An 18,446-nucleotide genomic window follows, 5' to 3' on the forward strand; every position below is an offset into this window, starting at 1 on the left:
AATTGAGCCATGGCATCACCGACAATCGCCGCCAACGCTTATGCGAACCTCGCCCGGGTACTGGAGAACAGCGGTGCCGGCAAAGCCACCGAGGCCGGCGGGCAATCCTTTGCCTCGATGCTGAAGGACGCCGTCGGCAGCGTCATGGAGTCCGGCCGCAAGTCGGACGCGCAGACGGTGGCGATGGCCTCCGGCAAGGCCAACGTGATGGACGTGGTGACGGCGGTGGCAGACACCGACGTCGCGGTGTCCACCCTGGTCTCGGTCCGCGACCGCGTGATCGCAGCGTATGAAGACATCATGAAGATGCCGATCTGATTTTGGCGAATGGTGAGTAGCGAATGGCGAATGGGGACGTCTCCGATTCGCCATTCGCTACTCGCCACTCGCATTTCCCGGCACGTCAGACAACCAAGAGCGAGTATCAAACAATGACCGGACCCGAAACCCTCGACGTTGCGCGCGATGCGATCTGGACGATCGTGATCGTGTCCTCCCCCCTGATGGTGGTCGGTCTGGTGGTCGGCGTCATCGTGTCGCTGTTCCAGGCGCTGACGCAGATCCAGGAGCAGACGCTGATCTACGTGCCGAAGATCCTCGCCATCTTTGCCACGATGCTGCTGGCGCTGCCGTTCATGGCCGACGCGCTCCACGCCCACATGCTGCGGATCTCGTCGCGAATCATCGGCGGCTGAGGCAAGATGCGTCAATTATGCGCATCGACGTCTCGCTGCTGCCGGCGCTCGCCGCCTCCTTCATGCTCGCCTTCGCCCGGGTCGGCGCGATGGTGATGCTGTTGCCGGGGCTGGGCGAGACCAATATTCCGACGCGGATCAAGCTGTCGATCGCGCTGCTGCTGACGCTGATCATCCTGCCGCTGCATCGGAACGCCTACCAGGTCGACATGGGCTCGCTCGCGCCGCTCCTGGTCCTGATGCTGCATGAGATCGCGATCGGAATCGTGCTGGGTGCGACCGCGCGCGTGACGCTGTCGGCGCTCCAGGTTGCGGGATCGGTGATCGCACAGCAGATGGGACTCGGTTTCGTCACCTCGGTCGACCCGACGCAGGGCCAGCAGGGCGTGCTGGTCGGCAACTTCCTGACCATCCTCGGGGTAACGCTGCTGTTCGCCACCGACAGCCATCATCTGGTGATCGCGGCGCTGAACGACAGCTACACGATCTTCTCGCCGGGCGAGACCATATCAAGCGGCGATGTGGCCTCGCTCGCAACGCGCGCCTTTGCCGCCGCGTTCCGCCTGGGCCTGCAGCTCTCGGGGCCGTTTCTGGTGTTCGGCCTGGTCTTCAACATCGGCCTTGGTGTGCTGGCGCGGCTGATGCCGCAGATGCAGGTCTATTTCGTCGGCGTGCCGCTCTCGATCTTCGCGGGCTTCCTGGTGCTCGCCGTGGTGCTCACGGCGATGATGGGCACCTATCTGGATTACTTCATCGGTGTCATGCACCAGTTGATGCCGCTGAGGTCACGGTAGATCGATGTCAGAAGACAAGGACCCAGAGAGTCAAACAGAAGACCCGACGCAAAAGCGTCTGGACGACGCGCTCGAACGCGGCGACGTCGCCAAGAGCCAGGAGATCAACACCTGGTTCATGATGGCGGGCGGCACGCTCGTGGTCTCGACCTTCTCGGGGTCGGTGGGCAGCGGGCTGCTGACGCCGATGCGCAACCTGCTCGCCAATTCCTGGATGATCAAGACCGACGGCAAGGCTCTGCTCGCGCTGATGCAGCAGATCGAATTCGCCCTGCTTGCCGCGATCGGCGTGCCCCTGTTGATGCTGATGCTGGCGGCGATTGCCGGCAACATGCTGCAGCACCGCCTGGTCTGGTCGGCCGAATCCCTGACGCCGAAGTTCAGCAAGATCTCGCCCGGCGCCGGCTTCAAGCGCATCTTCGGCAAGCAGGCGGCGGCCAATTTTCTCAAGGGCATCGGCAAGCTGGTGCTGCTCGGCGTGGTCATGACCATGATCCTCTGGCCGGAGCGGCATCGCATGGAGGCGATGGTCAGGCTCGATCCGGCTGCCATGCTCGGCGCCAGCACCAGCATGACGATCCATCTGCTCGGTGCGGTGGTCGCCGCGCTCGCGATCGTCGCCATTGCCGACTATTTTTTCCAGTACCGCAGCTGGTTCCAGCGGCAGAAGATGTCGCTCCAGGAGATCAAGGAAGAGTTCAAGCAGTCCGAAGGCGATCCGCACATCAAGGGCAAGATCAGGCAGTTGCGGCAGCAGCGCGCCAAGAAGCGCATGATGGCGGCGGTTCCCAAGGCCTCGGTGATCATCACCAACCCGACCCACTATTCGGTGGCGCTGTCCTACGAGCGCGGCATGACGGCTCCGATCTGCGTCGCCAAGGGCGTCGACAATCTCGCCTTCAAGATCCGGGAGATCGCGCGCGAGCACGACATCCCGATCGTGGAGAACGTGCCGCTCGCCCGCGCGCTCTACGCCACCGTCGAGATCGACCAGGAAATCCCGACCGAGCACTACCATGCGGTCGCCGAAGTCATCGGCTACGTCATGCGGCTGAAGCGCGGATTCGGCGCCGGGCGAGGATAAAACACCCGAAAAGTACCGGAAATGGCCGTAATCTGGGAATCAGCGTACCTTTCGCCCTTGCTGCCCTTGCGCCTGCGGGTCCGATTCAGGCAGGGAGGACCCCACGCGCCCCGTAGCGCGTTGATTCTCTGCCGACAGGCTGCGCCAGCTCGAGAATGACCGCCGAGACCGACCACGACCTCACCCGCGAGCCCGTTGCGACGCACGAGCCGTCGCCGCGCTCGGGCAGCATTGCGCTGGTGCTGCTGGTGGCCGCCGGCCTCGTCGCCGTCGCCGTCGGGCTGATGACGCTCGGGCGGGCGCAGGCGCAGCCCTATATCCTCGGCATCCTCGCCGTGCTGGCCATGGTCGGCCTGTTCAACCTGTTCGCCTTCGCCGCCGGGATCATCCGCTTCGCCGACCGCAGTCTCGATGATCCGGTCGTAGGCCGCATCGCCGATCATGGGTTCGACGGCCTCGCCGTGACCGATCCGCGCGGCCACGTGGTCTATTCCAACGCCGCCTATCTGACGCTGACCGGCGCGACCGGTCCGCAGGACGTGCGCCCGGTCGAGCGTGTCTTCATCGGCAACCCCGACGTCTCCGAAGCCGTGTTCCGCCTGCTCAAGGCCGCGCGCGAAGGCAAGCGGCAGCAGGAAGAGGTCCGCATCTCCGGCCAGGACGGCAGCCAGGGCCGTTGGCTGCGCATGCGGGTGCGCCCGCTCGGCACCGGCAAGCGCGAGGCGAAATACGCGGTGTGGTCGATCGCCGACATCACCCGCGACCGCGAGCGCCAGGAGGACGTGTTCCAGGAGCTCCAGCACGCCATCGAATATCTCGATCACGCGCCGTGCGGCTTCTTCTCGGTCAATCCGGCCGGCGAGCTCGCTTATGTCAACGCGACGCTGGCGAACTGGCTCGACTACGACCTGGCCGAGATCGGCTCGGGCGGCCTCAAGCTGACCGACATCGTTTCCGGCGACGGCGCCTCGCTGCTCACCGCGATCGTGGCGGTGCCGGGCGAGGTGAAGACCGAGGTCTTCGACATCGATCTGCGGATGCGCACCGGCAAGACCATGCCGGTGCGGCTCTATCACAAGCTCGCCTTCGGCGCCGACGGCGCGCCGGGGCCGTCGCGCACGCTGGTGATCAGCCGCGCCCGCGACGAGCGCAGCGATCCCGACCGCGCGGCCGAAGTGCGCTTCATGCGCTTCTTCGACCATACGCCGATGGCGATCGCGACCGTCGATCGCGGCGGCAACGTGGTGCGCGCCAATGCGCGCTACGCAAAGCTCGGCCAGGCGCTCGGGCTCGACAGCGCCTCCAAGTCGATCTTCCGCGCGGTCAATGCGCGCGACCGGCACCTCCTGATCGCGGCCATCAACCAGGCCGCCGACGGCCAGGCCGACATCGCCCCGGTCGAGGTGGCGCTGGAAGGGACCAAGGAGCGCTGGGGCCAGTTCTTCGTCACGCCGGTCGATGCCGCCGAGAACGAGGCGGAAGCCGCCATCGTGCACATGCTCGAGACCACCGAGCGGCGCGCGCTGGAGAACCAGATCAATCAGTCGCAGAAGATGGAGACGGTCGGCCAGCTCGCCGGCGGCATCGCCCACGACTTCAACAACGTGCTCTCCGCCATCATGATGGCGAACGACTTCCTGCTGAACGCGCACAAGCCGACCGACCCGTCGTTCCAGGACATCATGCAGATCAAGCAGAACGCGACGCGGGCCGCGACCCTGGTGCGGCAGCTGCTGGCGTTCTCGCGGCGGCAGACGCTGCGGCCGCAGGTGCTCGATCTCGGCGACGCGCTGTCCGATCTCGCCATGCTGCTGCGCCGCCTGATCGGCGAGAAGGTCAAGCACGAGACCATCCACGGCCGCGATCTCTGGCCGGTCAAGGTCGACGTCTCCCAGTTCGAGCAGGTGATCGTCAATCTCGCGGTGAACGCGCGCGATGCCATGCCCGACGGTGGCAAGCTGATCATCCGCACCGCCAACGTCACCGCGGAAGAAGCGGCCAAGCTCGCCTACAAGGGCATGCCGGCCGCGGATTATGTCCGGATCGAGGTCGCCGATACCGGCACCGGCATTCCCGCCGACATCCGCGACAAGATTTTCGAGCCGTTCTTCTCGACCAAGGAAGTCGGCAAAGGTACGGGTCTTGGCCTTTCCACGGTCTACGGCATCGTCAAGCAGACCGGCGGCTTCATCTACGTCGATTCCGAGCCGGGCCAGGGCACCTCGTTCCACATCTTCCTGCCGCGTCACCATGCCGAGCCCGAAGCGCAGGTCGAGCAGCCGGCGGCTGTGGTGAGCGCGACCAGCGGCGCCGGGAAGGACGCCGCGGCGGCCGAGGCCAAGCCGCGCACCGATCTCACGGGGCAGGGCACCATCCTGCTGGTCGAGGACGAAGAGGGTCTGCGCGCGCTGAACGCACGCGGCCTGCGCTCGCGCGGCTACACTGTGGTCGAGGCCGAGAACGGCGTCGAGGCCATGGAAGTGCTGGAGGAGCAGAGCGGCGCGATCGATCTCGTCGTCTCAGACGTCGTCATGCCTGAGATGGACGGCCCGACGCTTTTGAAGGCGATGCGGGAGCAGAATCCTGACATCAAGTTCATCTTCGTGTCCGGCTATGCCGAGGACGCCTTCGAAAAGAGCCTGCCAGAAGGCCAGCAGTTCGACTTCCTGCCGAAGCCGTTCACGCTCAGCCAGCTCGTGGCGGCGGTCAAGGAGACGATGGCGAAGCAGGGGTGAGGGCTCCTCGCAATGACGAGGAAAGAGCGGAAATCTCATCCCAAAAACCGCCGGTATCCCGCGACCATGGTTCCCCGGCGCGCCCGGCCAAGCCCCCGCCAAATATGGGCTTTTGCCACAACCCCGCGACTGAGGGCCGCAGCCATAGGTTCCGAAACCGGCTTCACTTTTCGGGAAGTCTGCCCATCTTAGGCGGACGTCCCCATGCCGGGGATTTGGGAAACGCACATGAATTTCTCGCTACGCTCCCGCAGGCTCTTCAAGACGATCGCTGTCGTGCTGGCGCTTGCGCTGCCGACTGCGCTGGCGATCTCGTCTGCCGACGCGCGTGTCGGCGGCGGCGGCTCGTCGGGTTCGCGCGGCTCGCGCACCTATTCGGCCCCGCCCTCGACCACGACGGCGCCCGGCTCGGCCTCGCAGTTCAACCGCACCTACACCCAGCCGGGTGCAGGCATGAACTCTGCTGCCACCGCGCCCGCGCGCGGCGGCCTGTTCGGCCGCGCCGGCGGCTTCATGGGCGGCCTTGCGGCCGGCTTCCTCGGCGCCGGCCTGCTCGGCATGCTGTTCGGCGGCGGCCTGTTCGGCGGCCTCGGCGGCCTGTCCTCGATCCTGGGCCTGATCATCCAGATCGCGCTCGTGGTGCTGGTGGTGCGGCTGGCGATGTCCTGGTGGCAGCGCCGTCACACGCCGCAGGCGGCCTATGCCAATGCCGATGCGGGCGCAGGTTCCGGACCGCAGCCGAACCAGCGCGGCGGCCTTGGTGGTGGGCTTGGCGGCTTCGGCTTCGGCGCGAATGCCAATAACGCGCCGCTCGAGATCAAGCCGGACGATTACGAGGCGTTCGAGCGCCTGCTCGGCGATGTCCAGACCGCCTGGTCGAACGAGGACGTGGCCAAGCTGCACACGCTCGCGACGCCGGAGATGGTCTCCTATTTCGAGCAGGACCTCGCCCAGAACCGCGCGCGCAACGTCGTCAACAAGGTGACTGGCGTCAAGCTGCTGCAGGGCGACCTCGCGGAAGCCTGGCGCGAAGGCGAGACCGACTACGCCACGGTGGCGCTGCGCTTCGCGCTCACCGACAAGACGCTCGACCGCAACAGCGGCACGGTCGTCGCCGGCAGCGAGCAGCCGGGTGAAGTCACCGAAGTCTGGACCTTCGCCCGACGGCCCGGCAGCGGCTGGGAATTGTCGGCGATCCAGCAGACCAACTGATCGCAAAGCGATGGAGAACAAAGGGCGTCGTGCTCCGGCACGGCGCCCTTTTCTTTTGCGCCCCCTTTCACCGTGGCATCGGAATAAGTGGGGGCGCATCGGGTTGAAATCAGGCGGCCAACGACAAACACAACGGGAGGACAAGATGATCCGTATCAAGAGATCCGTGACGATTTCAGCGCTCGCTGCGGCCTCGCTTGCATTGCTTGCGGCGCCAGCCGTGCAGGCGCAGTCGGCCGACATGACGTTCTTCGTGACGTCCAATGGCCCGGGCAAGGGCGCCGATCTCGGCGGCCTGGAGGGAGCTGATGCGCAGTGCCAGAAGCTCGCCCAGACCGCCGGCGCCGGTGCGAAGACCTGGCGCGCCTATCTCTCGACGCAGGCCGCCGATGGCAAGCCGGTCGTCAACGCGCGCGATCGCATCGGCAAGGGACCGTGGCAGAATGCCAAGGGCGCGGTCATTGCCAAGGATGTTGCCGAGCTGCACGGCCCCGCCAACAACCTCACCAAGCAGACGGCGCTCAGCGAGAAGGGCGAGGGTGTCAACGGTATGGGTGACCAGCCGAACCGGCACGACGTCCTCACGGGATCGCAACCAGACGGCACCGCGTTTGCCGGTCCGGACGATCGCACGTGCAAGAACTGGACGTCGAGCACGCAAGGCACCGCGATGGTCGGCCATTTCGATCGCAAGGGCCTGCGCGATGACGAGCCGTCAAAATCCTGGAATAGCTCGCACCCCTCGCGCGGTCCCGATGGTGGCTGCTCGCAGGCCGATCTGAAGAGCACGGGCGGCGACGGGCTGCTGTATTGCTTCGCTGCGAATTGAATTAAGGCGCGAAGCTCCTTCCGTTCGTCATCGCGAGGAGCCCTTGCGACGAAGCAATCCAGAGTCTTCCGCGGAGGCAGTCTGGATTGCTTCGCTGCGCTCGCAATGACGGAGCATGTTGAACCGCTATTCCGTCTCACCCTGCCGGAACTCCGGGCTACATGTTACATTGGTCCTAACGCATCCACGCTAACGGACCTCTCCCATGAAATACGAGCTCTACTACTGGCCCGAGATCCAGGGCCGCGGCGAATATGTGCGGTTGGCGCTGGAGGAGGCGGGCGCCGCCTATGCGGACGTCGCGCGCGGGCCGCGCGGCACGGCTGCGATGATGAAGATGATGGATGCCCAGAAGGGCAGGCCGCCCTTTGCGCCGCCGTTCCTGAAGGCCGGCAAGCTCGTCATCGGCCAGACCGCCAATATCCTGCTCTATCTCGGCGCACGCCATGGGCTCGCGCCGAAGGCGGAGGCCGGGCAACTCTGGGTGCACCAGCTTCAACTCACCATCACCGACCTCGTGGTCGAGATCCACGACACCCATCATCCGCTCGGACCTTCGCTCTATTACGAGGACCAGAAGCCGCCGGCGAAGAAACGCACGGCCGATTTCTGGGACGAGCGGGTGCCAAAATATCTCGGCTATTTCGAGCAGCTTCTCGCCCAGAATGGCGGCGCCTATGTCACCGGCCGGCGGCTCACTTACGTCGATCTCTCGCTATTCCAGATCGTCGCGGGGCTGCGCTATGCCTTCCCCAAGCGCATGAAGGCATTCGAGACTGACATTCCAGGCCTCCTCGGCCTGCACGACCGCATCGCCGCGCGGCCGAACATCAAGGCCTATCTGGCGAGCGAGCGCCGCATTCCCTTCAACGAGCAGGGCATCTTCCGAAGCTATCGCGAGCTCGATGGCTAAAGCGTTCTCGAGCGAAGTGGATACCGGTTCGCGTCAAGAAAACGCGTCCAAAGAAGAAATTTTAGCCGGTCCGGAGGGAGGCTGGCGGCAGCCCCCGTTCCGGACCGGCCGCTTCGGGCGCGATCAATCGCCCGAACGCGTCGTGGCCGGCCAGCGTCTGTGGACGCTCCGGCCAGAGCGGTCGTCTGAATTATCGGGCACGGGCGAGAGGTCATGCTCGTCGGGGCAGGGCGGCTTGCAGAACATCGTCGCGTCTTTCATTGCGTGGCGTGCCGCCGCTGTCTAGCGAAGTCCGCATTCCCAGGCGTCAGCCGTTCGGAGGAGGACAGCGATGCGCGCTCACCAAACGCCGGGCATCAGGCGATAGCGCACCCGCGCCGCATAATCGGCATAGCCCGGCAGGCCCTCGCGCAAGGTGCGTTCCTCGATTCCAATGCGGATCGCGAACAGGAGGACCAGGAGCGGGACCATCACGAGTCCCCACCACGAGCCCAGCAGCAGCGGCACGCCGGCGAAGAACAGGACCATGCCGCTATACATGGGATGACGCACATGGGCGTAGGGACCGGTCGAGATCACGCGCTGGGCGCGCTCAGCCTGCAGCTTCACCACAGGCGCAGCGAACGAGTTTTCGCGGAACACCCACATCGTGAACAATGTCGAGGCGAGGAACAGCGCGAGGCCGAACGCCTGGAGCGCGACCGGCATGTCGGACGATTGAAGGCGCCGGTCGATGCCGATCAGCACCAGCCAGGCCAGCATCGCGACGACGAAGACGCTCATGAACAATTTGTCGGCTGCGGGCTGATCCTTCTGCAGCACCGGCCGCAGCCGCTCGGCGAGCAGCGCCGGATCGATCCGGTAGAGCCACCAGCCGCAGAGCGGGCCGAGCAGGGTGCATGTCGCGAGGAACACCCAGGCCGAGGGCCAGCGCAGCGTCCCTGCGGAGGCGAACAGCAGCGCGCCCATCGCGGCGGTGGTAATCGTGTTCTGCAGCAGCAGCCTGGCGATCATTGTCGATCTTGTTCTACCCCACGCCGGCGCATTGATAGCGTTCTTTCCGGCAAACATGCGGCGTGACGCGACAGAGACCAGTTCAGACCTTGATGGGCGGTGTAAAGGCCGCGATGAGCCGAACCAGATCCGCCTGTCGTTTGGTTCCAGTCTTGGCGAAGATCCTGGCGAGATGGGTCTTGATCGTCGATTCGGCAATGCCCATGCTCCTGGCCACATCGGGAACCCCGCCGATCTCGACAATGGACAGGAAGACGCGCAGCTCGGTCGGCGTCAGCTTGAACAGCTTGCGGATGAGGTCGGGCGCGACGACGGTATCGAGCGCTGCCTTGCTGACGAACAGGACGGCGCAGGCGTCGTAGCTGGCTGCGAAGCTTTGCCGGCGCCCGGCGGTCAGCGGCAGGAGATGCGCGACAAAATGCGAGCCGTCGCGGGCCGCCAGATGCAGCGAGATGCTTGCGCTCGTCATCGCGCGGTCGCCGACAACCGTGCCCGCCAGCGCCTGCCGCAGCACGCGATCGGCATTCGGGTCGGACGTCACCAGCCGGCCACGGACCGAACGAAGCACGTCGGCCTCGTCCAGAATGTCGCGCGCGCTGGCATTGGCGTGCGTGATATGAGCCTCGGCATCGAGCAGCAGGACGGCGGTTCGCAGGGCGTCGAGCGTGCGGACCGAAATCGTCTCCAATGCGTTCTGCTGCTGCAGTTTCTGTCTGACGACCATGGCCCGTTGCACGTGCGGCGTGAGGTGGGAGATCACCTGATACATCCTGCGGTCGACGGGACCGCCGGCCTTCATGATCGAGAGGCGGGATATTCCCTCGGCAGATTTGTCGAGCAGGAGATTGGCGGCATCCTCGAGGCCCTGCGGCCGCGTCCATTCGTTGTAGAACATGGTGGTGCGGAATTCGTCGACGTCGATCCAGTCCCTGATGGTCTGGATCTGGCCGACCGGCGCGTGGAGCACGCTGCGCGACGGATCGAACGGTTCATAGGTTTCGATGTAGGACTGAACATAGGCGGGCTCGACACCGACGGCATGCGCGATCACGGCCTCGCCGGCTGCTCCGATCCGGACCAGACCGCCGCTTTGGCCACCCGCCAGGTCGACGATGCAACGAAGCGTCGCCGACCATCGGGAATCGTCGAGCGCTGCATCGTAGATGTCCGCCACCAGCGACAGCAGCTCTTCATTCAGTTCCATTGGTTTGTCCCATCGACGCATGCTCGTTCGGCCTCGCAGATGAGCACGCCGCATGCGGAAATTTGATGAGCCGGATCACACTTGAAGGGCGCGCTCCGAGCCGGAGCGGTGGTTTATGGCCCAATCGTGCGCGAAGGGGGAAATGGCCGCGCTGGGGTAGATGGGCTGGGTGCAACGTTCGCGTGGACGCGAACGATCGCGCGCCCATGGCGGCAACGAGCGTGGTGTTAAGGAAGGGCCGTCGTGCGATCATGCGTAGGCCGCGCATGATGTTCCCGCTATCCGGCGAAGATGCGGCCGGACGCGAAACAGGCCCGATCGACCGGATCGGGCGATTCCACTTCGAGAGGATCGATCAGGCGAGCTGATCGATCCGCGTGCCCTGACCCGGCGGCAGCGGCGCGGGCGGCTGCGGCTTGTAGGTGGGGTCGGCGTCCTTGGTCTTGGTCTGATCGTCCTGCTGCTTGGTCGTGTCGTAGCTCGGAACCACGATCGCGATCGGCGGCGGCGCAACGGTGGAAACCTTCATCCGCAAATCCTCACACATGGAAACAACTGACCCTGCGCTGCGAGGAGCGAAAATTCCTTCAAGGCAATCGTTAAAATGCGAGCGATTGGTGTGGTAAGAGGCGCTGTTCGTGCCCCGCATCGTGCCTTATGCGAGCGACGACTAAACCCTCCTCGTCATTGCGAGGAGCTCTTGCGACGAAGCAATCCAGACCGTCACCGCGGAAGGATTCTGGATTGCTTCGCTCCGCTCGCAATGACGGAGCGAGTGGCGGACAGCGTCGCGATAGGTAGGCCGCCGAGCGCGTGGAAAGCGCGAGGAGGCGACGTCCCCTCTATTCGTCCTTGCCGCGCGTGATCGCGATGGACGCGTCCTTCTTGGTGCGGGTGCATTCCATGTTGAGTCGCCGATAGCGCATGCTGATCTTGTCGCCGCGCAGCAGACCCATCCGCTTCAGGCAGCGTGTCGCGCCCGTCGTGGTGTCGTCCTTGGTCACGGTGAAGACGATCGCCGCCATCGATCCCACCAGCGCATAGAATTCCGGCGTCGGCTTGCGATCACCCTTGGCATAGAGCTCGATGGAATATTTGTCGCCGCGGCAACCCACGGACAGCTCCTTGGCCGCCGGGTGTGTCAGATAGACGGTGTTCGCAGCACGAAAGTTCACCTTGAGGCGATCGACCTGGTTCGCCAGCTCCTTGGCACTGTCGTCGCAGCGGTCGGCGCGTGCGGGCGAAATGAGGGTCACAAGGCCGGTGATGGCGGCGGCGACCAGGATCGCGCCGCGGACGTTCAGTTTCAATGTCATGATGAAAAGCCCCTTAGGGCGCGCATTCAAGCGTCGTCGGGCGCGAAGCGCAAGGGTGGGAACGGCCTTTCCACGTGCTGTGTCAGTGCCTTCCCGAGCCCTGGGTCGGCGTCCCCCATGCGTGCCGCTCCCTTTCCTTTCCGCTCAAAATGAGCTTAGAACGCTTCTATGCTGAGAGGCCCGCCAGGGCTCCAAAACCCCGAGATTCGCCCCATGAACGCTCCGACCGCCTTCCCCGACCCGTCAAAGCCCGTTCCGCCCTACAAGCACACCCCGCTGTTCCCGCTGGGCAAGGACGAGACGCCCTACAAGAAGATCATGGCCGAGGGTGTCAGGGTCGAGAAGGTCCTGGGCAAGGACATGCTGGTGGTGTCGCGCGAGGCGCTGCGGGCGCTGTCGGAGGCGGCTTTCGGCGACATCAACCATTATTTGCGTCCCGGCCATCTGAAGCAGCTCCGCGCCATCCTTGAGGACGGCGAGTCCAGCCCGAACGACAAGTTCGTCGCGCTGGACTTTTTGAAGAACGCCAACATCGCCGCCGGCGGCGTGCTGCCGATGTGCCAGGACACCGGCACTGCGATCATCATGGGCAAGAAGGGCTGCAACGTCATCACCGACGGCGACGACGAGGCGGCGCTGTCGGAAGGGGCGCGCGACGCGTACCTGCGCCGCAATCTGCGCTACTCGCAGGTCGCACCGCTCTCGATGTACGAGGAGAAGAACACCGCCAACAACATGCCGGCGCAGTGCGAGATCTACGCCGAAGGCGATGACGCCTACAAGTTCATGTTCATGGCGAAGGGCGGCGGCAGCGCCAACAAGAGCTTTCTGTTCCAGGCGACGCCCTCGGTGCTGACCAAGGACCGGCTGCTCGCTTTCCTGAAGGAAAAAATCCTCACCCTCGGCACCGCTGCTTGCCCGCCCTATCACCTCGCGATCGTGATCGGCGGCACTTCGGCCGAGCTCTGCATGAAGACGGTGAAGCTCGCCTCCGCCCGCTATCTCGACGCGCTGCCGACCCAGGGCTCGCCCGACGGCAATGCCTTCCGCGACGTCGAGATGGAGAAGGAAATCCACAAGATGACGCAATCGCTCGGCGTCGGCGCGCAGTTCGGTGGCAAGTACTTCTGCCACGACGTGCGCGTGATCCGCATGCCGCGTCACGGCGCCTCTCTCCCCATTGGGCTCGGCGTGTCGTGCTCGGCCGATCGCCAGGTGCTCGGCAAGATCACCAGGGACGGCGTCTATCTCGAGGAGCTCGAGCACAATCCGGCGCAATATCTGCCTGAGGTCGAAGAGGCGCTCGGCGGCGAGGTCGTCAAGATCGATCTCAACCAGCCCATGAAGGACATTCTGGCGACGTTCTCGAAGCACCCGATCAAGACCCGGGTCTCGATGACCGGCACCATGATCGTCGCGCGCGATAGCGCCCACGCCAAGCTGCGCGAGCGGCTGGAGAAGGGCGAGCCGCTGCCGGATTACTTCAAGAACCATCCGGTCTACTACGCCGGCCCGGCCAAGACGCCCGAGGGCTACGCCTCCGGCGCGTTCGGTCCGACCACGGCGGGCCGCATGGATTCCTTCGTCGACCAGTTCCAGGCCGCCGGCGGCTCGATGGTGATGGTGGCCAAGGGCAACCGCGCCCCGGCGGTGCGCGAGGCCTGCAAGAAGTATGGCGGCTTCTATCTCGGCTCGATCGGCGGCGCCGCGGCGAACCTTGCCGAGCACTGCATCAAGAAGGTCGAGGTGCTCGAATATCCCGAGCTCGGCATGGAAGCGATCTGGCGCATCGAGGTCGTCGACTTCCCGGCGTTCATCATCGTCGATGACAAGGGCAACGACTTCTTCAAGGAGTTGAACCTGGGCTAGTCCAGTCTTGCGTCGTCTGCCGGTACTCGGACCGGCGGACGACTTACGCAGCGCGCTCAGCGCTTTATTGTGAACGACATAGCGCCGCCATTTTCGGCGCTGTCGAACATGACAAGCACGCGAATGTTGGCTGCGTCTTCCTCGAGGGGAAGCAGAATTTCCGCTTTCGCCTCTTTTGGGGCTGAGCTCAGATCGAGCGTCGCCAGGGATTTGGCAGTCTTGCTGCTGCCGTCCCACAGTCAGACGCTATAGGGAACGTCTTCGTCACGCGTTGGCCCTGCGAGGATCAAGATGCCGTTGTTCACCACGGCAAGGTCGCGGATGCCGGTATTCTCCCCGAGATCGAACGGCGTCGAGTCGGGTTTGAGATCGTCGTCCTTGGTAAAGAGCGCGTTTGCATCGACGCTGAGCACAAAGGCCTGACGGTTCAACGATGGACCTCGCAGCCCGAAATAGATGCGGTCGTTCCTGACTGCAATCCCTTCGACATTGACACCGCCTTCCGCGAGCGGCTTGTTGAATTTCGACCCGACGTCCTTATTCTTTTCAATCACCTCACGCAGCCGCGGGCTCGGCTCGACGCCCTCGACCTTCTTGGCGTTGGGTTCGGTCTTGGGAGCGCCGGTTTGCGGATCCACGGCAATCCGAAACACGACATAGCTCGATAAATTCTCCTTGTCGCTCTTGCGGCTTCGGCCGTGCGAGCCGGTCACGTAGAAGAAGCCCTTTTCATACGCGACGCCTTCGGCATCGGGGTCCTTGTCGTCATCCGACAGCCGGATGAGCTTCCGGGGAACGAGGACGTTGCCTTCGATCGAGAAGAACTGCGCGTATTTCTTCTCATCATTGGCAATCAGGCATGACGTGAACTTCGGCGTAGTGGGCACGCACGCCGCTCCGCTCAGGTTCATGCGTGGCTGATCCTTGAACTTGTCGTCCTTGTCGTCTTTTTCGAAGATCGAGGCGGGCTTCCAGGCGGTTGCCTCCGGGGCAATCTTCGGCGGCAATTGTTCGCCGCGCCCGGGCGACATCGCTGCTCCCAGCAGAATGCAAACGAACGCGGCTGTCAGTGATCGATGAAATGCATGCGTGATGCTGTACGGCATTTTTCCCTCCCGGGTGCAATGCTCAAATTCAATCCGGAGTTGTTAAAAGACAAGAGCGAGAATGTCGCGGGAGCCGCTGTCTTCTCAGCTGCAATTGGTGACCTGGTTGGAGCACAACGCGCGCCACCAGCCGCGAACGCCGTCGTGGCTCTCGACCAGACCCCAGAAGCCGCTGCAGGCGAGCAGGCGCTTCGGCCCGCCGTCACCGTCGATCGGGCCGCCGAGCTCGCGCTGTGCCGGCATCCATTTGGCATCGACGAAGGGAGCCTGGAACAGCCCGCCCGCGCGCGTATAGCCGTTGGCGAAGCTCGCGCCGACCTTGTTGGAGGCGACCCAGCCGCGCCCGGCATAGGGTTTGGGCGCGCTCCGCGGATATCTCTTCTCGTCCTCGTAGTCCTTGCCCGGCGGCTTGGCGCCTTCGATCAGAAACCAGCCGTTCTTGAAGCCGATGATGCGGAATTCGGTGAGCCAGCCGCCGTCGGGCGTGTTCTCGGCGCCGCCTAACTTCAAGCGGTAGGGCGAGGGCAGCGTGCCGAGCACACGCGCCGTAGCTGACGGTTCGGCGCGCACGTTGAGGCCGTTGGGGTCCTTGTCGATGGACCAGGCGCCGAGACTGCAGGGCTCGGTGCCCTCGGGCAGCTTTGCACGTCCGGCGGCGAGATCGGCATGCAGTTTTGCGAAATCGCTGTCGTCATTGTCGGGATCGGGCTCTGTGCGCGGCTTCAACTCGGCGGACACCGCGCGTGTCGCATCCGGTGTCAGCATGACCGCGAGGGCCTGGCGCGCAGCGAACACGCTTGCCGGTGTTTTTGGATCGTTCGATGGCGCGGGATAGACGGCGAGATATCCTATCGAGCCATCGGTTCGATAAGCGGCGCCGGCGACATAACCTGCCGGGACCAGGGCGAGCGCGCTTGCGCGCCACGCCGGTTCGGTGTCATCCGCGCGCGCCGCTTGTGTCGCGACGCACAGCATGGTCGCCGCGATGAGACGAAGCACGCGCATGATGCTGCGCGGCCTTACGCGCGGGCGCCCGTGAACGGGAAGCTGCCCATCGGGCCGATGCCCATCTCGCCGTTCATGCTGTCGCCGGAGACGGTGCCGGCGAATTCGAGCGTGAGCGGCATCGGGTTGGTGATCGAGACCTTCCAGGAGACGTTGTCGCCAGAGACGGTGCCGTCGAAGATCTCGGCGGTATTACCTTCCGCACCTTGCGTGCCCGTGAGCGTGCCGCCGGCGGCCTTGAGGTTCAGCGTCGCCTGGCGCTCGCCCATCGGCGTCGTCATGGTCAGATTCCAGTTGCCGTCTACGGCCATTCCCGTCTCCCGAACAAATCCCGGCGGACCGCGACGATCCGCGGCCAGTCCCGGACGAGCCTATAGCCCAACTCGCAGCTCCTGCCTAACGCTCCATTTGAGGCATAGAAGCATGATCCCGAAAAGTGCGTAGCGGTTTTCGGAAAAGATCATGCTCAGACAACAACCTAAAGCGCGATCACATCGCGCTTTAGGCGCGGGCCGCAGCGCGACGGCGACTGGTGACGATGAGCCGGAGCACGACGTACTGCACGGCGAAGGCGAGGATCTTGGCGCCGCCGGCGACCACCGTGAGGTAGAACGCCCACAGCTTCAGATCGCCCGTGGAGGCGACGACGATCATGCCGACACCGATCACGAACATCAGCGCCGCCCAGGCATAGCCTGCAGCCGTGACATATTCCGGAACGGTCTCGACGACGATCGGCGGCATGTAGCGCAGCATCCAGCCGCGCTTGAGCATGATCGCGCCGATGGCGAAATGCGCGATCGACGGCTTTGCCATCATGAAGCGGGGATCATTGGTCAGCAGTGTGATCGCGCCCAATCCGACGACGAGCGCGAGGCTCGCATACGTCATGTAATTGAGTTGCTGCCCCTTGATGCGGGCGTAGATCACCTGCGCGATCGCGCCGGCGACCGCCACCGATGTCGCCAGGATGACGTTGTCGGTGACGAGATAGATGACCAGGAAGAGGATGGCGGAGAAGAGATCGGAGCCGAGGCGGGCGAATACGTCCTTCATCGTCAATCCTGTTCAGCGGGAGTTGGGCAATGCGCGGGCGGGCGTACCGTACTTGATCTGGCGATACTCGGGATACCATTTTGTGAAGTAAATCGCGCAGTTGCGGGCGGCGAAGGCGACCGCGAGGCTCGACCAGAGCGGCACGCCGGGGACGTAGAGCAGCACGAGATTGCCAGCCGCCATCAACAGCGCGGCCACGGTCCAGGCGCCGGTGATGACGTAATTGGCATAGAGAAAGCCGGGCATCGCCGCGGTCTCGGCCGGAACCGCTTCAAGCGCGTATTGCAAAGTGAGCAGCCAGCCATCGCCCTCAGTCGCATCCTTCGATCGCTCGACGAACACCGGCTCGGAGATGGTGTCGCCGGCGGGCAGCAGATAATGGCCGAGACGCCTTCCGTTGCCGTCGACATGGACGACGCCGGAGAGCGCGCCGAACATCGGCTGGCGCGGATTGGCGCAGGCGTACCAGCCGTGGCGATTTTTCAACCCGGCGTGGCGGTCATCGATGCGCGGGAATTCGCCGGTGAGATCGTCGAGATAGGTCTGCTGGAAGCGATCGGTATTGCCGGAGAGATCGAACGTCCAGCGGCAGTGCCGGGCGCGCGACTTCTCCGGATCGGTCGGCCGGCCGTCGGGATGCGGAAACAGCGGCGCTTCCTCGAACTGCATGACGTCGGCGATGATGCGGTTATCATCCTCCCACGCGTTCATGATGTGGAAGACGTAGCAGGCTTCACCGCGAAACCAGACGATGTCCTTTGCCGTGCCGCTCCGCTTCATCACGCCGACATAGGCGCCCTTGTCCGGCTCCCAGGCATAGGGCGGCCGTCCGCTCATCGCGCGCTCCATGCTGCCGGTGATCGGCAGGATCGGAAACAGCACATGGTTCGCGGTGACGATGAAGTCGTGCACCATGCTGGCATAGGGCGCCTCGAACCGCTCGAAGCGCGTCGCCTTGCCGGCGGCATCGATCGAGCCGTAGGAGAGGGCAGGGGTCAGCGGCCCCGCCGCGTTGTAGCCGAAGAACACCAGCTCGCCGGTCACGGGATCGATCTTCGGATGAGCGGTGAAGCTGCCGGCGACACGGCCTTGATAGTTGTGATAGCCGCGCGTCGCCAGCGTGCCCGGCTCGATCTCGGTCGGCAGGTGCGCTTCTTCCAGCGCCAGCAGCTTGCCGGCATGGAAAATGATGTTGGTGTTGGCGACGCCGCCGTCGGTGAGATCAGTCGGCGCATCCGGCAGCTTGCGGCCGAAGCCGCCGAACAAGGCGCGGCCGGCATCGTGCTCGGCGAGCCATTTCGGCGTGCGGACCCAACGGTTGCGATAGCTGGCGCGGCCGTTCTCGAGGTGGAAGGCGTGCAGCATGCCGTCGCCGACGAACCAATGCGCGCCGGGGGAATCGAACTGCGGATTGGGACCGTTGCGATAGAGCACGCCATTCAGCTCGCGCGGCAATTCGCCAATGATCTTCAGGAATGGCGCGTCCGCTTCGAACGGGATCGGCGCGATATTGTTGCGGCGCTCGGCGACGGCGTCGTGCTGCACGGCGTATCCCTCCTTATCTTTACATCGTAAAGATCAAATAGAGCCGATCGTCGCGTCGGTCAAGCAAAA

The 18,446-nt window shown here is 64.5% G+C and carries 19 protein-coding genes; 10 read left to right on the plus strand and 9 right to left on the minus strand.

Annotation, left to right across the window (positions count from 1 at the left end):
• Nucleotides 1-9: 9 nt before the first annotated feature.
• From fliE to GA0061098_RS44180, 9 genes are all read left to right on the plus strand, one after another.
• A complete protein-coding gene (gene fliE / locus GA0061098_RS32000) occupies nucleotides 10-318 on the plus strand; it encodes a flagellar hook-basal body complex protein FliE (RefSeq protein WP_018321864.1) in 309 nt (102 codons plus the stop codon).
• 113 nt (nucleotides 319-431) lie between these two features.
• Nucleotides 432-695, plus strand: coding sequence for a flagellar biosynthesis protein FliQ (fliQ, locus tag GA0061098_RS32005; RefSeq protein WP_018321865.1), 264 nt, complete (start codon nucleotides 432-434; stop codon nucleotides 693-695).
• 17 nt (nucleotides 696-712) lie between these two features.
• Complete coding sequence (fliR, locus tag GA0061098_RS32010) at nucleotides 713-1,489, plus strand: flagellar biosynthetic protein FliR (RefSeq protein WP_018321866.1); 777 nt, start codon at nucleotides 713-715, stop codon at nucleotides 1,487-1,489.
• A 4-nt stretch (nucleotides 1,490-1,493) separates the two neighbouring features.
• The gene (gene flhB / locus GA0061098_RS32015) at nucleotides 1,494-2,573 is read left to right on the plus strand and encodes a flagellar biosynthesis protein FlhB (protein WP_091965449.1); all 1,080 of its coding nucleotides are present in this window, start codon (nucleotides 1,494-1,496) and stop codon (nucleotides 2,571-2,573) included.
• Nucleotides 2,574-2,728: 155 nt separating this feature from the next.
• Complete coding sequence (cckA, locus tag GA0061098_RS32020) at nucleotides 2,729-5,308, plus strand: cell cycle histidine kinase CckA (protein WP_091965450.1); 2,580 nt, start codon at nucleotides 2,729-2,731, stop codon at nucleotides 5,306-5,308.
• 204 nt (nucleotides 5,309-5,512) lie between these two features.
• A complete protein-coding gene (locus GA0061098_RS32025; protein ID WP_091965451.1) occupies nucleotides 5,513-6,520 on the plus strand; it encodes a Tim44 domain-containing protein in 1,008 nt (335 codons plus the stop codon).
• Between the two features lie 145 nt (nucleotides 6,521-6,665).
• Nucleotides 6,666-7,349 carry a lectin gene (locus GA0061098_RS32030; protein WP_091965452.1) on the plus strand — a complete coding sequence of 228 codons (684 nt, stop codon included), beginning with the start codon at nucleotides 6,666-6,668 and terminating at the stop codon, nucleotides 7,347-7,349.
• A 205-nt stretch (nucleotides 7,350-7,554) separates the two neighbouring features.
• A complete protein-coding gene (locus tag GA0061098_RS32035) occupies nucleotides 7,555-8,262 on the plus strand; it encodes a glutathione S-transferase (RefSeq protein ID WP_091965453.1) in 708 nt (235 codons plus the stop codon).
• Nucleotides 8,255-8,548, plus strand: a complete 294-nt coding sequence (locus GA0061098_RS44180) for a hypothetical protein (RefSeq protein ID WP_129591000.1) — start codon at nucleotides 8,255-8,257, stop codon at nucleotides 8,546-8,548. Before GA0061098_RS32035 ends, GA0061098_RS44180 begins: the two co-directional genes overlap by 8 nt.
• A 53-nt stretch (nucleotides 8,549-8,601) precedes the next feature.
• On the opposite strand, the gene GA0061098_RS32040 is transcribed toward GA0061098_RS44180, so the two are convergent.
• The 4 genes from GA0061098_RS32040 to GA0061098_RS32050 form a co-directional block, all read right to left on the minus strand.
• Nucleotides 8,602-9,276, minus strand: a complete 675-nt coding sequence (locus tag GA0061098_RS32040) for a methyltransferase family protein (RefSeq protein WP_091965454.1) — start codon at nucleotides 9,274-9,276, stop codon at nucleotides 8,602-8,604.
• Between the two features lie 82 nt (nucleotides 9,277-9,358).
• Nucleotides 9,359-10,480: a helix-turn-helix transcriptional regulator gene (locus GA0061098_RS32045; protein WP_091965455.1), complete on the minus strand. Its 1,122-nt coding sequence runs from the start codon at nucleotides 10,478-10,480 to the stop codon at nucleotides 9,359-9,361.
• Nucleotides 10,481-10,835: 355 nt separating this feature from the next.
• On the minus strand, nucleotides 10,836-11,009 hold the full coding sequence (locus GA0061098_RS45265) for a hypothetical protein (RefSeq protein ID WP_018321873.1): 174 nt from the start codon (nucleotides 11,007-11,009) through the stop codon (nucleotides 10,836-10,838).
• A gap of 313 nt (nucleotides 11,010-11,322) precedes the next feature.
• Entirely contained in the window at nucleotides 11,323-11,796 is a 474-nt protein-coding gene (locus tag GA0061098_RS32050) for a hypothetical protein (protein ID WP_091965456.1), read from the minus strand.
• A gap of 213 nt (nucleotides 11,797-12,009) precedes the next feature.
• On the opposite strand from GA0061098_RS32050, the gene GA0061098_RS32055 reads away from it, so the two are divergent.
• Nucleotides 12,010-13,665, plus strand: coding sequence for a fumarate hydratase (locus GA0061098_RS32055; RefSeq protein ID WP_091965457.1), 1,656 nt, complete (start codon nucleotides 12,010-12,012; stop codon nucleotides 13,663-13,665).
• Nucleotides 13,666-13,904: 239 nt separating this feature from the next.
• Here the strand turns inward: GA0061098_RS32055 and GA0061098_RS32060 are convergent, their stop codons facing one another.
• The 5 genes from GA0061098_RS32060 to GA0061098_RS32080 all read right to left on the minus strand — a co-directional run bounded on the left by GA0061098_RS32060 (nucleotide 13,905) and on the right by GA0061098_RS32080 (nucleotide 18,377).
• Nucleotides 13,905-14,696: a DUF3616 domain-containing protein gene (locus GA0061098_RS32060; RefSeq protein ID WP_165637731.1), complete on the minus strand. Its 792-nt coding sequence runs from the start codon at nucleotides 14,694-14,696 to the stop codon at nucleotides 13,905-13,907.
• 159 nt (nucleotides 14,697-14,855) lie between these two features.
• On the minus strand, nucleotides 14,856-15,776 hold the full coding sequence (locus GA0061098_RS32065) for an SH3 domain-containing protein (RefSeq protein ID WP_091965459.1): 921 nt from the start codon (nucleotides 15,774-15,776) through the stop codon (nucleotides 14,856-14,858).
• 14 nt (nucleotides 15,777-15,790) lie between these two features.
• The gene (locus GA0061098_RS32070) at nucleotides 15,791-16,087 is read right to left on the minus strand and encodes a hypothetical protein (protein ID WP_091965460.1); all 297 of its coding nucleotides are present in this window, start codon (nucleotides 16,085-16,087) and stop codon (nucleotides 15,791-15,793) included.
• A gap of 190 nt (nucleotides 16,088-16,277) precedes the next feature.
• Nucleotides 16,278-16,832, minus strand: a complete 555-nt coding sequence (locus GA0061098_RS32075) for an inner membrane-spanning protein YciB (protein WP_091965461.1) — start codon at nucleotides 16,830-16,832, stop codon at nucleotides 16,278-16,280.
• Between the two features lie 12 nt (nucleotides 16,833-16,844).
• On the minus strand, nucleotides 16,845-18,377 hold the full coding sequence (locus tag GA0061098_RS32080) for a carotenoid oxygenase family protein (protein ID WP_165637732.1): 1,533 nt from the start codon (nucleotides 18,375-18,377) through the stop codon (nucleotides 16,845-16,847).
• Between the last annotated feature and the right edge of the window lie 69 nt (nucleotides 18,378-18,446).

The organism is Bradyrhizobium shewense (assembly GCF_900094605.1).
Lineage (GTDB): Bacteria > Pseudomonadota > Alphaproteobacteria > Rhizobiales > Xanthobacteraceae > Bradyrhizobium > Bradyrhizobium shewense.